This window comes from Dermabacter hominis NBRC 106157 (assembly GCF_001570785.1).
In the GTDB taxonomy this organism is placed as follows: domain Bacteria; phylum Actinomycetota; class Actinomycetes; order Actinomycetales; family Dermabacteraceae; genus Dermabacter; species Dermabacter hominis.
Genome location: NZ_BCSI01000003.1, coordinates 104,129 through 119,311 on the forward strand (window position 1 = coordinate 104,129; position 15,183 = coordinate 119,311).

Here is a 15,183-nt window from a genome sequence, read left to right on the forward strand (position 1 = left end):
CCATGTCGAAAGGCTCGCACGGCCAGAGGCTTACGGTGCGTGAGCGCTTCGGCCTTCGCCGCTCGGCGCGAAAAGGGCGCGGCTTCGGAATTGATCGTGGGCGCTTTCTTACCCTGCGGGTGATCGGCACATTGCTGATCGCGATCCCCGTTCTCCTCCTTTTCGCGGGTATCGTGCGCTTCGTCTCGATGCCGCTCACCCAGGCGTGGGCTTTGGGAGCGTACTCGAACGAGCAGTACGAAGATACGCGCGACCGTCTCGGTCCCGTCGAAAAGCTCAACCTTTTCGAGCCCTACCTTCCGCATCTCACGAAAGGCACCGCGTTCCTGCGCGAAAACAAGTTCCCCGAGGCGCGCGGAGAGCTTGAAAAGGCGTTGAGCGAGTGGACGACGGGGAGGGACCTCAACAAACCACCGCATGCCGAGTGCAAGATCCGCAACAACCTCGCGGTCGCGATGGCTGGAGAAGCGAAGGCTATCGAAGACCCGAATGAGCGCGCGGACCTTCTGTATAAGGCCGAGGAGATCCTCGCGCCGTGTCAAAACGGGGGAAGCTCATCGGATTCCAACGAGGACAAGAAATCGACCGGGAAAACGGGCAAACAGATCGAGGAAGAGCGGAAGGAAGCTGACCGCGAAGCCGGGAACGAGGAGCGCGAGGGGCCCAACGACCAAGGGAAAAACGACGAGGAAAACCCCGAAAACGACCCCAAGAAGAATGACCCGGAGGGGAAGGGAAACGAGGGCCACACCCCCACGCCCGACCCCGAGGAGCAAAAGAAACAGGACGAGCTCAAGAAACAGAACGGCGGCGATGACCCCTCGAACGGCGAGGGAGACGATGACGGCAAGGGCGACGACGAGGGAGTAACGAAACCATGGTAGGAACTCGCGTGTATCTGGATCACGCTGCGACAACGGCAATCCGGCCAAGCGCGCTCGACGCGTACGCGCAGGCCGCCCGCACCCTCGGTAACCCGTCGAGCCAGCACGCCTCGGGGCGCCGCGTGCGCGGAATTTTCGACGATGCCGTTGCGGAGATCGCGGATGTCCTTGGCGTTCCGCGCAGCTGGATCATCATGACCTCCGGTGGCACGGAGGCCGACAACCTCGCCCTTCGCGGGATCGGAGGGCGCGTCGTTGGGCTTGCGACGGATCACCCCGCGATTGTGGATACGGTGCGTGCGCTCGACGGGGATCTCGCGCCGGTGGATTCCGACGGCTGCCTCGATCTCGCCGCGACCGAGCAGCTCCTCGCGCCTTCCGAGGGACGAGACGCGGCCGCTCTCGTGAGCGCGGCCCTCGTGAATAACGAGACCGGAGTCATCCAGGACCTCGAGGCGCTTTCCGAGCTCGCCTCCCGTTACGGCACCGTCGTCCACACCGACGCGGTGCAGGCCATGGCGCACATGGCGCCACCGGACTTTGCGAAGGTGCCGCTGTGTTCGATTACGGGGCACAAGATAGGCGCTCCCGTGGGCGCGGGCCTGCTCGTCGCCGACCCGTCGATCAAGCTTTCGGCTGTCGGCACAGGTGGCGGGCAGCAGCGCGGTATTCGTTCAGGCACGCTCGATGCGCCCCACGCCGCCGCGCTCGCGGTGGCGCTTCGCGAGAGCGCCGAGGAGCGTCAGTCACGAGGCGAGGAGAGGGAGGCGCTTGCCGGGTATTTGCGTGAGAGCATCCGCCAGATCGATCCCCGCGCCCATTTCACGGCCGAGAACGCCCCGCGTTCTGCGCACGTCGTGCACGTGTGCTTCGAGGGCGCCGACCAGGACGCGATCTTGTTCCTCCTCGACCAGGAAGGCATCGACTGCTCGGCGGGATCGGCCTGCCACGCTGGCGTCACGCAGGCCTCCCACGTGCTCAGCGCAATGGGGTACTCGGAGACCCTGATGCGCGGCGCGATCCGGTTCTCACTCGGGTGGACGAGCACGAGAGCGGATGTCGAGGCGCTCGTACGCATCCTCCCGGGGGTTCTCGAGAAGGCGCGAGCGGTCGCCTCGAACCGCTGATCCTTTCGTGAGATGCCCCGCGCACATCGTGTGCGCGGGGCTTTCGCTTTGTACAGTGGAGGCGTTTGCAACGCATGCGAGTGAAAGGCGCGAGGTGAAGGTTCTTGCCGCGATGAGTGGCGGTGTCGATTCGGCTGTGGCCGCGGCGCTCGCCGTCGAGCAGGGCCACGATGTCGTGGGTGTGCATATGGCGCTGTCGAAAAACCGCGAACAGACCCGCAACGGTTCGCGCGGGTGCTGCACGGTCGAAGACGCTTCGGACGCCCGCCGCGCGGCGGATCATATTGGGATTCCGTATTACGTGTGGGATCTCTCCAACGACTTCCACGATCTCGTGGTGGAGGATTTCCTTTCGGAGTACTCGCGCGGGCGCACCCCGAATCCCTGCGTGCGCTGTAACGAGCGGATCAAGTTTGCGGCGCTCATGGACCGCGCTCGTCTGCTTGGATTCGATGCGGTGTGCACGGGCCACTATGCCTCGATTAGGAACGAGGGCCCGAAAGGGGCGCGCTCGCTCCACAGGAGCGCGAACATGCTCAAGGACCAGAGCTACGTGCTTGCGGTGATGGGGCCCGAAGGGCTTGCGCGCTCGGTGTTCCCGCTCGGAGACTTCGCCGATAAAGCCCAGGTGCGTGCTGAGGCGGATCGGCGCGGGCTCGGTGTCGGCCACAAGCCAGATAGCTACGACATTTGCTTTATTCCCGACGGGGACACTCGCGGTTTCCTCGAGCGTGAGCTCGGTGAGCAGCCCGGGGAAATCGTCGATACGGACGGTCGGGTGCTCGGCGAGCACTCGGGCACGTACGGTTTTACCGTGGGGCAGCGTAAAGGGCTCAACCTGGGCCGACCAGCCGCCGATGGCAAGCCGCGCTATGTACTCGACGTCAAGCCCGAGACGCGCCAGGTCGTCGTGGGGGCCGCCGAACTGCTCTCGACGCGCACGCTCATCGCGAGCGATGTGGTGCCGTTCGAGGATCTTGACAAGGGCCGCGAGGTGGAGGCGCAGATTCGCGCACACGGCGAGGCAATTGGGGGCGTCATCACGGGTGTCGAGGCCGACCGGGCGGGCGAGATCGCCTCTGTCCGCGTTGAGCTTGCTCGGCCGATCCGCGGGGTCGCGCCCGGTCAAACCCTTGTGCTGTACGCGGGCGACCGCGTGCTGGCCTCGGCAACTCTCGACGCGCGCGCATGACAGCACACGGGGGAGCGCCCGATTCGCTCGTGACGATTTTTTCCGACGGCACCCTCGCTCTCACCGAGTCCGCCGCGGACGTTGATGGTGGCCGCCTCCTCGGTCGATTGACGCGGATGCGCTTCCTTCTCGGTTCGAGTCCTGAGGCGGAGCTCGGGGCGGAGCCGTCGCTCGCGCTCGGAGGCGAGGACTCCTTCGATCACGTTCTGCCGGCGAGCCTCGCGATGCTGCCGGTGTCGGGAGACCTCGCTCCGTACGGTTGGCGGATCGGCCCGGGCGAAGGCGCACGATGGCGCGCAAACCGCGATGCGGCCTTTGCGCGCCTCGACGCGGCTCGCCTCGCATTTTTCGAGTATGAGGGGCCGTTGAGCCTCGTGCGCCTCGGGCCCGTGTCGTGCGCCTCTTCGGTGTTTATGGCCTCCGGCGAGCTCGCGCTCGCCGATGCGGGGCTCGTGCGGGAGCTTCCCACCCTCATTGCCGAGGGCATCGGCTCCGAGGTTTCCGTGCTTCGCGAACGCGTACCCGGCGCACGGCCGCGCGTCATGCTCGATGAGCGAGGAGCACTTCGGGCCGTTGAGGGGCGTGTGCGTACCGCTTCCGGTTATCGTTTCCACCGCGCCATAGGCCGTACGGGGCTCACCGATCTCTTTTCCGCCTGCATAACCGGGGTCGCCGAGCGAGGGATTGGAACGGAAGAACTCACGCTCGCCGTTGACGCGCGAGTGGGGATCGTGCGTGCGGCCCTCGACGCGGGGGTGCGTAGTATCGCCCTCGATCCACTCTCGAGAGACCTCGCGGCCGTAGGCGGTGCGTGGGAGGCGCTTGCCGACGCCCGAGAACGAGGCGTCGAGATTCGCTTCCTGGCGACGGCGGGCGCGGTCGAGAGATCGATGAGGCACGTCCTTGCCGCGTGGCATGAACTCGGCTACGCCGCTCGCGAGGCTCGCGGCTTCGCATTCGCGGTGACGCGGCGACGGGCGGCCGAACCCGCGCGTGAAAATGGCGCGTCGGCCTTCGTGCGCCCGTGCGACATGGACGAAATCATGCACGCCGCGCCGGGCCTTGCCGAACGCGTGAGCGACTAGCGCGATTAAGCGAGAAAGACGCCCGCTACTTCGAGCCCGTACGCGGTAAAAGCAGCCACGCGAGCGCTCCGAAAACAGCGAGGACCGCGACGAGGATCATGACACTCGGGATCGCTTCCGGGCGCATGAAGGCGACTGGAACGAGGGCGATTGCAATGAGCGCCGCGGCAAGACCGAGTACGAGGCTCAGCGCGCCGACGACGCGAATCAGGGCCTTCGTGCTCGTTCGCCCGTGGGCGGGCGAACGAGCGGCGAGTGCCCACAGGGAATGCGACGCGAGCACAAGGATCGCGAAGGCGATTGCCGGTGCGAGCGAAAGCGGAGGCGAGGCCCACAGAGCGAAGATCCACGCCGCGAACGTGACGAGTCCCGCCTCCGATCCTGGCTGGGCTAGTTGAAGAAGGTTGAGAACGGCGAGCGCGATAAACGGCAGTATGAGCCCCATCGTGAGAGGTGCCGTAAAACCAGCCGTTGCACCCGCCGCGACGACGAGCGCAGCGGCGATTTGCGCGGCGAGCGCGCCGAGCCTCGCGCACCACTGAGTGGGAGAGACGGCCCGAACGAGGTCGAAAGCATCGAGAAGATGATCGGTGAGGGAACGGATCACAGAGCCTCCTCGAGGCGGCGCACGGGAATCCCGCGTCGTTCAAGATCGGCGATGACGAAGCGCCTCTCAAATCCGCGAATAACCCATGCCTCGTCCCACAGATGCGCGTCCTCGATCCCGTCGATGCGGCGCATGGGAGCACCCGTGAGGCGCGCGGCGTTCGTGAGTTCTGCGGGAAGCGTGTCGATGATCGTGAGGTTCGCGCCGATCGCGCGCAGAAGGCCAATCTGCCCAATGAACTCTTCGCTCAGGAGGGGGGTGCACGCGATGGTGAGAGTGCCTGAGCGGATGCGCGGGGCCCGACGTAGACGAGGAGACACGGACTTGTCGCGCGATACGGCCGAGAGTGCCTCGAGGATGCGTCGCATGTGGCGCTCACCCGTGCCGAAGGGGATCGACCCGATTAACGCTCCCGCATCGTGCAGGCCCACGCGGTCGCCGAGCGAGAGGTAGTGACGCGCGAGCACCGTCGCGGCTTCAACACTCATATCGAGACTCGAGGCGCGGCCATCCCCGGGCTCGGCACCGATCGGCCGGATATCGGCCATCGTGTCGACGACGATAAGGACGTCCGTGTCTCGTTCGGAAAAGGTCTCGTTCGTGTGCAGTACTCCCCGGCGTGAGGTCACGCGCCAGTTGATTGTTTTGAGTCGATCGCCCGCGCGGTAGGGGCGGATGTCGGCGAGCGCCGTCCCCTCACCTTTCGTGCGGGAAGTATGGGGACCGCTCACACCGAGGACGCGCTCAAGGGGAAGAGGGCGAGGCTTCGCCGTTGCACTCGCGACGGCAGAAACGTTGCGCGCTGCGTGGTGCCGGTGGCGTCGGAACGCCCCGAGCGCATCGGTTTCTTGCACGGTGAACGGGCCGAACTCGTGCGTGCCCCACACCCGGGGCGTCGCCCGAACCCACGTACTTTCGAGACCCGTGATGACCGCCCATCGAGGCGAATACTCGAGCCCGCTGTTCATGTGGACGCCCACGGTCACGAGTGTTCCGCGAGCACCGCGAGCGATCGCCGTGACGCTCTCACCCTCGTTGACTTTGGCTTCCGCGGCCTCGAGCGTTGCCGGCCTCGCCTCGCTCGGCCGCATGATGTGGGCGACCGCAATCCAGGCAACGAGCGCACACCCCACAAGGAGGGCGTCGAGGCGTGAGCCGAGCACGCCGTACAGGATGAACGCCGCGGCCGCGAGTACCGCGCGCGTATAGGCCTGGGTTGTACGCATTCTCAAGCGGCAGCTTCGGGGGCGGGAACGCGCGTGAGAATCGAGTCGATCACGCTCGCGGGTGAAATGTTCTGGAGCCACAGTTCGGGCCGGATCACAACGCGGTGCTCGAGGCACGCGTGGGCCAAAGTCTTGATGTCTTCAGGAATCACGAATTCGCGGCCCTGGATGAGCGCGAACGCACGTGCGCACTGAATGAGCGCGAGCGAGCCGCGAGGCGAAGACCCCATCGCGGTCTCGCTGTGCTCTCGCGTTTCGCGCACGAGCGCGACGGCGTAGCGGCCAACGGCCTCGCTCACGTGAATTGTTTCGACCGAGCGCTGAAGCTTTTCGAGCTCGCCCGCCTGGAGCACGCGCTCGACGTCGATGCTCTCCTCGCGGCGCTCGATTCGGCGTGCGATGACGTCCCATTCGTCGTCGGCGCTCGGGTAGCCGAAGGTCAGTCGCATGAGGAAACGGTCGAGTTGGGCCTCGGGCAGGGGATAGGTCCCTTCGGTTTCGACGGGATTGGCGGTTGCGAGCACGTGAAATGGGCGCGGGAGTGCGTGCGTCGTGCCCTCGATACTCACCTGGCGTTCCTGCATCGCCTCGAGGAGCGCAGCCTGAGTTTTGGGAGGCGTGCGGTTGATTTCATCGGCAAGGAGGAGCCCCGTGAATACCGGGCCTGGCCGAAACTCAAACTCGTTCGTTTGTTGATCGAACACCTCGGAGCCCGTGAGATCGGCAGGCAGGAGGTCGGGCGTGAACTGGGCGCGGCGAAACTCGAGTCCAAGAGCGAGAGCGAACGAGTGGGCCGTGAGCGTTTTGCCGAGGCCCGGGTAGTCCTCGAGGAGGACGTGTCCGCCCGCGTAGATGCCCGCGAGGAGCTTCGTGAGCGCTTCGCGCTTACCGACGATCGCGCGCTCTGTCTCGTCGAGGATGCGCGTGCTGAGTGCGGCGGCCTCGCTCGGGGTGAAGGTGTCGGTCATGGCCTCTCCTTGACGTGGGGTGCGGGGGCGGTCAGTCGTGCGAATGCACTCTCGAGGTCGCGCAGCGCTGCGACCAGGCCGCGACGTGTGAGGCGGAGCTGCTTCGTGCGCGGTCGAGGGGCATTGGCAGGGGAGTGGGCAGCGTCGGTCTCTTCCGCACAGGCGATAATGTCCGACGTTTGCTGCGACAGCCCGAGGCTTTCCCCGCGCGTGGCAGCGAGCGTCTCGAGTTCGTGAGCGATGCCCGCGAGATACGTTGCGGGAAGGCGCGGGCCTTGCCGCTTTGTCTCGATCGTGCGGTAGAGGTCATCCTCGATGCGGCGCACGCGGCGATCCTTTGCTGCTTCGAGCTCGGGTGCTGCGCGATAGAGGACTCGCGGAAACTCGGGTGCCTCGCTTCCGGTGAGTCCCGTGGCATTGAGTTCCCTCGCAAGCAGCGCGCCGAGGGTAAAGATAAGCGCGTAGGCGAGATTGAGGCGGATATCCACGAGGTGCAGCGCGAGGACGATTGCCGTCGTCGCCGCCGCCGTCACGGCGAAGGTGAGCACGAGACGTTTCATGAACGTGCGCCTCCCGCCGGGGCCGTGTCCAATTCGCCTCTCAAGGCACGGAGCAAGTCTCGTGCCTCTTCGAGGCTGGCGGGGCGAGTTTCTGCGCTCGAGTAGCGTTCGGTTCGGTAGAGCTCCCCAAGGCGCGCGAGGCGAGAGTTATCGAGTCCAGCGGAGCCGACGACGCGCTCGACAAACTCGCTTGAGGTTTCGTAGGAACAGCGACCATAACCCTCTTCCGTGAGGCGGGCTTCGATCGCAAGCCATGCCGCGACAATGGCGTTGCCGTCGACCGCGCTCCTCTCAAGGGCTTGCGCGGCGGCCTGAAGAGAGGCCGCGACAGCGGAGGCTTCGACTTCGCTCGGCGCGTCCTCACTCTCGCTTTGAGGAGCGAGCGTTCGCCGCGTCCTAAGCGCGCGTAGCCCTACCCGCACACAAATGATGAGTAAGCACAGCCCTGCAAGCGCGAGCAGCGCCCACACGATGATCTCGAGAGTCGGGCCGAGGGGATTGGGGCCCTCGGGTTGATACTGCTCGAACCCTGCGGAGATTTCCGTATTGACGTGGGCCTTCTGGTCAGTCGCGCTCTCCTGCGGGAGGACATCGAGGGCCGAGGGGCCGGCGCCGATGTCCACGAGGGGAGGCATGTGCGCGGCTGTTGCACACCCGAAGAGGAGAGCGCACACGATCGCGATGAGCGCAGGAAAAACCCGCTCAACTTTCATCGCGGATCTCCCTTCACTCCGGGCCTCGTGATTCGTGCGCGGCGCGGCGTTCTTTGTCCCGAAATCTTATACCGGAGCCCTGAAGGGGATGCTCGCGCCGGTGCTCGTGTGAAAAACTCGAGGGGAACGCACGTGAGCGAGAAACGCGAGGAGAGGCATTGAACCACAGCGGCTGGGCTTTTGACGACGACGCACCCATGACGGCGCGCCTCACGACTGTCTTCGCTTTCACCGTGGCCGCGGGCCTCTCCATTCTCTTCACGATTGTGTGGCTTCTCAGCGATGGCGTGAGTGCCGATATCTCGCTCGGAGGGCTCATCGCCCCGCTCATGCTCGGAATGTTCATCGCGGTCGCCGGTGCAGTGTATGACGCGACGCGCAGGCGTTTGCCGTTTGCATGGATGTGCGTTGTTGTCGCCGCGAGCATTCTTGCGCTTGCCCTCGCGGGCGCGACTGTTTTCGAGCTCTTGACTGACCAGCGGTATGAGCTTTCGCCGTTCGTCTATCTCATTGGCGTGCCCGTGTATGGCGCTCTCGCGTGGGCCGTGCTCGCTCTCTGGCCCGCGCCAAAGAAGCAAGAGTCGCGACTCTTCGGCCCGGGTGAGGATCGGGGCGACTGGCGCGAAGAATTCATTCGTGCCGCTCGCGTGCGCGGGGACCTCACCGAAAAACGCATCGAGAAGCTCGCAGACGACGCATACGCCCGTGCCGAATCTGCACACCGAAGCGTGGGGGAGGAGTGCGGCGATCCCGTGCGCTACGCGCGGAGCCTCCCGAAGGATCGCGCGACGGTCGCAAAACGCAAGCTTTTCTTCCAGCTTGCACTCATGGTGCTCGCTGGCATCCTCCTGGCCTTGGACATAAGCGGAGAGCGACAGAGTTCCTTTGGCATCGGAGCGCTCGTGCTGTGGCTCGCCATCTTTGCGGTGGGTGCAGTCTCCTCGTTCTTCCTGTGGCGAAAAGCGAAGCGCGAGCAGGAAGGCGAAGCGGAGCGGCCCGTAGACTGAACGCGTGAGTACCGAGCAGACACCGAGCACGACCGCCTCAGACAGCTCCGCAGCCGCTGACCTCGCGGAGATCACCGCGCTCGAGGCCGAGGGCCGCATTCTCGAGCTGCGCGAACGCCTCGGCGAGGCGCGCGTCGAGTACTACGAGAACGACTCACCGATCATGGCCGACGGCGAATACGATGCCCTCGAACGCGAACTCACGAACCTCGAAGAGGAGTTCCCCGAATTCGCGAGCGAAGAATCGCCCACGCAAACAGTGGGCGGGGCAGTTGCGCAGGGCTTCGCCTCGGTGCCGCACATCGAGCGCATGATGAGCCTCGACAATGCCTTCAGCATTGAGGAAATCCACGAGTGGGCGAAGCGCTGTGAGGCGGAAGCGCCCGGCACGCCCCAGTTCCTCACCGAACTCAAGATTGACGGTCTCGCGATTTCCCTCGTGTACGAAAACGGCACGCTCGTGCGCGGCGTCACGCGTGGTGACGGCCGCGTGGGTGAGGACGTCACAGCAAACGTGAAGACGATCCGCAACGTTCCCCATACGCTCACGACCGACACGCCGCCCGCGCTTCTCGAGGTGCGCGGTGAAGTGTTTTTCCCGATTGACGAGTTCGAAAAACTCAACGAAGAGCGCCGCGAAGCCGGCCTTCGCGAGTTCGCCAATCCTCGCAACACCGCCGCGGGCTCGCTTCGCCAAAAGGATTCCTCGATCACGGCCTCTCGCGCACTCGAGGTGTACGTCCACGGGATCGGCGCGCACGAAGGTGCCGTCGGATACCCCGAGAGCCAAAGCGAGGTCTACGAAATGCTCGCTTCGTGGGGACTTCCCACCTCACCGCACTTCAGAGTTCTTGATTCGCTTGCCGCGGTGACGGAGTACATCGAGGATGCGGGCGAAAAACGCCACGATTTCGAGCACGATATCGACGGCATCGTCATCAAGATCAACGACTTCGCCCACCAGCGCGCGCTCGGTGCGACGTCACGTGCGCCACGCTGGGCGATCGCCTACAAGTACCCGCCCGAAGAAGTCACGACCAAGCTTCTCGATATCCAAGTGGACGTGGGCCGCACCGGCCGCGTGACCCCCTTCGGCGTCATGGAGCCCGTTAAAGTTGCGGGCTCGACTGTCGCGCGCGCGACCCTCCACAACCAGTTCGATGTCGAACGCAAGGGCGTTCTTATTGGCGACACGATCATCCTTCGCAAGGCCGGCGACGTGATCCCCGAAATCCTCGGACCCGTCGAGAAGCTCCGCGACGGAAGCGAAAAGCCGTTCGTCATGCCGATAAACTGCCCGAGCTGCGGCGCCGAGATCCGCCCCGAAAAAGAAGGCGACAAGGACTGGCGCTGCCCCAACCAAAAGGACTGCCCCTCGCAAGTCACGGGTCGCATCGCCCACGCTGCGAGCCGCGGAGCCTTCGATATCGAGGCCCTCGGCGACGAATCGGCGATCGCGCTCACCGATCCCGACAAGCGCCGCGCCGAAGCCCTCGCGTCCCTTAAGGCCGGCCACGCGCTCTATCTCCCCGTGCTCACCGAAGAAGACTTCACGAGCGACGCGTTTGTGACGCTCAAAAACGGGGTTGCGACGGATGACATCGACGGCGTTCCCGTGCTTCGTATCACCGACCCCGAAGATCCACGCATCCCCGCGCCGAGCGAGGGCGTCGTACGCACGGGAGAGAACCTTTTCGACCTCACTCCCGAGGACCTGCGCGAGGTCACGGTCTACCAGAGCGTGCGCCGTGACGGAGAAGAGACGGGCGACTGGCGCACCGTGAGTGCCTTTTGGAACCGCCCTCAGTGGCGCTACTACAAGTCCAAGAAATCCTGGAGCCTCGTGCGGCCGGCCACCGTCGGAAAAACGACCGAGGTGCTCATGGGTGAGCTTGAGAAGGCAAAGGCAGCGGGGCTTTGGCGCGTGCTCGTGGCCCTTTCTATTCGCCACGTGGGTCCGACGGCGGCCCGCGCCCTCGCGACGGCCTGGGGTTCCATCGACGCGATCGCGAACGCGAGCATCGAGGAACTTTCCGAGACCGATGGAGTGGGAGAGACGATCGCGAGAAGCGTCAAGGCTTTCTTCGAGGAAGAGTGGCACGCCGCGCTCGTCGGGGCTTGGAAGCGCTCCGGTGTGGTGATGGAGGACGAGTCCGTGAGCGGAATCGAGAAAACCCTCGAGGGCCTCACGGTTGTCGTGACGGGCTCGCTCGAAAACTTCACGCGCGACGGCGCGAAAGAAGCGATCCTCCAGCGCGGCGGCAAGGCCTCGGGAAGCGTCTCGAAAAAGACGAACTACGTGGTCGTGGGCGAGAATGCGGGCTCGAAGGCGACCAAGGCCGAAGAGCTTGGAATCACGATCCTCGATGAGGAAGGTTTCACAGTGCTCCTCGAGGGTGGAGAAAACGCCCTGGCGTAGCGCCTAGAATGGATGCCATGCCAGCAATGAGTTCTGAAGAAGTCGCACGCCTGGCGTCCCTCGCTCGCATTGAGCTCACCGACGAAGAAATCGCTCGCTTCGCGGGCGAATTCGACGCCATCCTGGACGCGGTTGCGTCCGTGAGCGAAGTGGCGAGCGACGACGTCCCGGCCACAAGTCACCCGATCCCCATGACCAACGTGTTCCGCAAGGACGAGGTCACGGAGACCCTCACGCAAGAAGAGGCCCTTTCCGGCGCGCCCGAAGCCGCCGATGGCCGCTTCGTTGTTCCGCAGATTCTCGGGGAGGAGTAACCGATGACTGACCTTGTGAAGCTTTCCGCCGCGCACATGGCGAAAGGCCTTCAAAGCGGCGAGTTCAGCGCGCGCGAACTGACCGACGCGCACCTTTCGCGCATCGAGGCCGTCGAGGGCCAGCTCAATGCGTTCGTGACCGTTACCGGCGAGGACGCGCGTGCCACGGCCGACGCTGTCGATGAGGCGCGCGCCAAGGGCGAGAGCCTCGCGCCGCTCGCGGGTGTTCCCGTTGCCGTGAAGGATGTCGTCGTCACGAAGGGGATCCAGACCACCGCGGGTTCGAAGATCCTCGAAGGCTGGATTCCGCCCTACGACGCAACGCTCGTGGAGAACCTCCGCGACGCGAAGCTTCCGATCCTCGGCAAGACCAACATGGACGAGTTCGCGATGGGCTCCTCGACCGAGACGAGCGCCTATGGCAACACCCACAATCCGTGGGATCTCGAGCGAATCCCCGGCGGCTCAGGCGGCGGCTCCTCCGCAGCTATCGCCGGGTTCGAGGCGCCTCTCGCGATCGGCACCGACACGGGCGGCTCGATCCGCCAGCCCGCAGCAGTGACCGGAACCGTCGGCGTGAAGCCCACCTACGGCTCCGTATCGCGCTACGGCCTCATCGCGATGGCAAGCTCGCTCGACCAGGCCGGCCCGTGCACGCGCACGGTCGAAGACGCCGCGCTTTTGCACGAGGTGATCGGCGGCTATGACCCGAAGGACTCGACCTCCCTCAAGGACGGCTTCGGTAATTTCGTCGAGGCTGCCCGCGCGAAGGACGTCAAGGGCATGCGCATCGGTGTTATCGAAGAGCTCGAGGGCGAAGGCTTCGATCCGCTCGTGAAGCAGCGCTTCGAAGAATCGCTCGCGCTCCTCGAAAAGGCTGGCGCCGAGATTGTTCGCGTGAGCTGCCCCAACTTTAAGTACGCGCTTGGCGCCTACTACCTCATCATGCCGTCCGAGGCGAGCAGCAACCTCGCGAAATTCGACGGCATGCGCTTTGGCATGCGGGTAGTCCCCGAGGATCACCCGACTGCCGAAAAGGTCATGGCCGCCACTCGAGGCCAGGGCTTTGGCGCCGAGGTGAAGCGCCGCATTCTGCTCGGCACGTACGCGCTTAGCTCCGGCTACTACGACGCCTACTACGGAAGCGCCCAGAAGGTGCGTACTCTCGTGCAGCGCGACTTTGCCGCGGCTTTCGACAAGTGCGACGTTCTCGCGTCGCCGACCGCTCCCACCGTCGCGTTCCGCCTCGGTGAGAACACCGATAACCCGCTCAAGATGTATCTCAACGACATCGCGACGATCCCCGCGAACCTCGCGGGCGTCCCCGGCCTCTCGCTCCCGAGCGGCCTCGCCGAGGATTCGATGCCCGCAGGCTTCCAGTTCCTCGCGCCCGCGATGGCCGATGATCGCCTCTATCGCGCCGGCGGCGCACTCGAGGCGCTGCTTGAAGACACCTGGGGAGGGCCTCTCCTGAACAACGCCCCGGCCCTGGAAGGAGGCGCCAAGTGAACGCCTACACGGATATCGAACCCCTCGACTACGACGAGGCGATCGAGAAGTATGACCCGGTCCTCGGCATCGAGGTCCACGTAGAACTTGGCACGAAGACCAAGATGTTCGATGGCGCCCCCAACGTGTTTGCTGCCGAACCCAACACGGCGATCACGCCCGTCTCGCTCGGTCTCCCGGGCACGTTGCCGGTCGTCAATGAGAAAGCGGTGGAATACGCGATCAAGATCGGTCTCGCACTGAACTGCTCGATTGCCGAGCACTGTCGGTTCGCGCGTAAGCAGTACTTCTACCCGGACCTCACGAAGAACTTCCAGACCTCGCAGTACGACGAACCGATCGCCTACGACGGCTACGTCGACGTCGAACTTGACGACGGCGAGATCGTGCGCGTGGACATCGAGCGCGCGCACATGGAAGAGGACGCCGGTAAGAACACCCACATCGGTGGAACAGGCCGCATCCAGGGCGCAACCCACTCGCAGGTGGACTACAACCGAGCGGGCGTCCCCCTCGTGGAAATCGTGACGCGCCCGATCCCGAACACGGGTGGCCGCGCACCGGAGGTCGCCGCGGCGTACGTCCGTACGCTCCGCGATATCTTCCGCACCCTCGAGGTTTCGGAAGCGCGCATGGAGCGCGGCAACGTGCGCGCCGACATCAACGTCTCGCTTCGTCCCTCGCCGGAGGCGCCGCTTGGCACGCGTACCGAAACGAAGAACGTCAACTCGTTCCGTGCAATTGAGCGCGCCGTGCGTTTCGAGATCAGCCGCCAGGCGGGAGTGCTCGATAGCGGTGCCGAGGTCATCCAGGAGACCCGCCACTTCCACGATGACACCGGCCACACGAGCCCGGGCCGTGTGAAGAGCGATGCCGAGGACTACCGTTACTTCCCCGAGCCCGATCTCGTGCCGGTCGCCCCGAGCCGGGAGTGGGTTGAGGAGCTGCGCTCCGCGCTTCCGGAGCTTCCCGCGGCTCGTCGCCGACGGTTGCTCGGTGAGTGGGGCTTCACGGATCTTGAAATGCGCGACGTCATTAACGCCGGTGCGCTCGACCTGATCGAGGGGACGGTCGCTGCGGGTGCGAAGCCCCAGGCGGCACGCAAGTGGTGGATGGGTGAACTCGCACGCATCGCCAAGGAAGCCGAGAAAGAGCTCGAGGAGCTCAGCGTCACTCCGGCTCAGGTTGCCGAACTCGTCTCGCTCGTCGAGGGCAAGAAGATCAACGACAAGATCGGCCGCCAGGTGCTCGCGAAGGTCCTCGATGGTGACGGTGATCCCGCCGCCATCGTGGAGAAGGAGAACCTCGCGGTTGTCTCTGATGACTCGGTTCTCGAGGGCGCCGTGGACCAGGCCATCGCTGATAACCCCGACGTGGTCGAGAAGATCAAGGGCGGCAAGGTCCAGGCGATCGGCGCGCTTATCGGCCCGGTCATGAAGGCGACGCGCGGCCAGGCTGATGCCGGGCGCGTTCGTGAGATCATTATGGCCAAACTTGAGGTGGGCTAACTCACCGGTCATAATGGGTTATTAAGAACTACCTAGTATGAAGTGGGGCCTCGGGCTTTAGTGA

14 protein-coding genes are annotated in these 15,183 nt (G+C 64.9%); 9 read left to right on the forward strand and 5 right to left on the reverse strand.

The window, feature by feature from the left end:
- The first annotated feature begins 2 nt into the window (after positions 1–2).
- The 4 genes from DEHOM01_RS04640 to DEHOM01_RS04655 all read left to right on the forward strand — a co-directional run bounded on the left by DEHOM01_RS04640 (position 3) and on the right by DEHOM01_RS04655 (position 4,288).
- A complete protein-coding gene (locus DEHOM01_RS04640; protein WP_061211717.1) occupies positions 3–884 on the forward strand; it encodes a hypothetical protein in 882 nt (293 codons plus the stop codon).
- Complete coding sequence (locus tag DEHOM01_RS04645; RefSeq protein ID WP_061211718.1) at positions 878–2,011, forward strand: cysteine desulfurase family protein; 1,134 nt, start codon at positions 878–880, stop codon at positions 2,009–2,011. The genes DEHOM01_RS04640 and DEHOM01_RS04645 overlap by 7 nt, the downstream gene beginning before the upstream one ends.
- A 94-nt stretch (positions 2,012–2,105) precedes the next feature.
- On the forward strand, positions 2,106–3,203 hold the full coding sequence (gene mnmA / locus DEHOM01_RS04650) for a tRNA 2-thiouridine(34) synthase MnmA (protein WP_061211719.1): 1,098 nt from the start codon (positions 2,106–2,108) through the stop codon (positions 3,201–3,203).
- Positions 3,200–4,288, forward strand: a complete 1,089-nt coding sequence (locus DEHOM01_RS04655) for a hypothetical protein (RefSeq protein WP_061211720.1) — start codon at positions 3,200–3,202, stop codon at positions 4,286–4,288. The genes mnmA and DEHOM01_RS04655 overlap by 4 nt, the downstream gene beginning before the upstream one ends.
- A gap of 25 nt (positions 4,289–4,313) precedes the next feature.
- Here DEHOM01_RS04655 and DEHOM01_RS04660 read toward each other — a convergent pair whose 3' ends face one another.
- The 5 genes from DEHOM01_RS04660 to DEHOM01_RS04680 are packed head-to-tail and all read right to left on the reverse strand — an operon-like array spanning position 4,314 to position 8,362.
- Positions 4,314–4,895, reverse strand: coding sequence for a hypothetical protein (locus DEHOM01_RS04660; RefSeq protein ID WP_061211721.1), 582 nt, complete (start codon positions 4,893–4,895; stop codon positions 4,314–4,316).
- Positions 4,892–6,121, reverse strand: coding sequence for a DUF58 domain-containing protein (locus DEHOM01_RS04665; protein WP_061211722.1), 1,230 nt, complete (start codon positions 6,119–6,121; stop codon positions 4,892–4,894). The genes DEHOM01_RS04660 and DEHOM01_RS04665 overlap by 4 nt, the downstream gene beginning before the upstream one ends.
- A gap of 2 nt (positions 6,122–6,123) precedes the next feature.
- Positions 6,124–7,089 carry an AAA family ATPase gene (locus DEHOM01_RS04670; RefSeq protein WP_061211723.1) on the reverse strand — a complete coding sequence of 322 codons (966 nt, stop codon included), beginning with the start codon at positions 7,087–7,089 and terminating at the stop codon, positions 6,124–6,126.
- Positions 7,086–7,649: a hypothetical protein gene (locus DEHOM01_RS04675; RefSeq protein WP_061211724.1), complete on the reverse strand. Its 564-nt coding sequence runs from the start codon at positions 7,647–7,649 to the stop codon at positions 7,086–7,088. Before DEHOM01_RS04675 ends, DEHOM01_RS04670 begins: the two co-directional genes overlap by 4 nt.
- Positions 7,646–8,362 carry a DUF4129 domain-containing protein gene (locus DEHOM01_RS04680; RefSeq protein ID WP_061211725.1) on the reverse strand — a complete coding sequence of 239 codons (717 nt, stop codon included), beginning with the start codon at positions 8,360–8,362 and terminating at the stop codon, positions 7,646–7,648. The genes DEHOM01_RS04675 and DEHOM01_RS04680 overlap by 4 nt, the downstream gene beginning before the upstream one ends.
- 158 nt (positions 8,363–8,520) lie before the next feature.
- Here DEHOM01_RS04680 and DEHOM01_RS04685 point away from each other — a divergent pair, with 158 nt between their 5' ends.
- From DEHOM01_RS04685 to gatB, 5 genes are read left to right on the forward strand one after another with little or no spacing between them, the layout of a single operon-like run.
- Complete coding sequence (locus tag DEHOM01_RS04685; protein WP_061211726.1) at positions 8,521–9,369, forward strand: hypothetical protein; 849 nt, start codon at positions 8,521–8,523, stop codon at positions 9,367–9,369.
- Positions 9,370–9,373: 4 nt separating this feature from the next.
- Entirely contained in the window at positions 9,374–11,788 is a 2,415-nt protein-coding gene (gene ligA / locus DEHOM01_RS04690) for an NAD-dependent DNA ligase LigA (RefSeq protein ID WP_082738713.1), read from the forward strand.
- Positions 11,789–11,805: 17 nt separating this feature from the next.
- Complete coding sequence (gene gatC, locus DEHOM01_RS04695; protein WP_055088781.1) at positions 11,806–12,102, forward strand: Asp-tRNA(Asn)/Glu-tRNA(Gln) amidotransferase subunit GatC; 297 nt, start codon at positions 11,806–11,808, stop codon at positions 12,100–12,102.
- Between the two features lie 3 nt (positions 12,103–12,105).
- A complete protein-coding gene (gatA, locus tag DEHOM01_RS04700) occupies positions 12,106–13,611 on the forward strand; it encodes an Asp-tRNA(Asn)/Glu-tRNA(Gln) amidotransferase subunit GatA (protein ID WP_061211727.1) in 1,506 nt (501 codons plus the stop codon).
- Positions 13,608–15,119 (forward strand): Asp-tRNA(Asn)/Glu-tRNA(Gln) amidotransferase subunit GatB, encoded by a 1,512-nt coding sequence (gatB, locus tag DEHOM01_RS04705; RefSeq protein ID WP_082738714.1) that lies wholly within the window; start codon positions 13,608–13,610, stop codon positions 15,117–15,119. The genes gatA and gatB overlap by 4 nt, the downstream gene beginning before the upstream one ends.
- Positions 15,120–15,183: the final 64 nt, after the last annotated feature.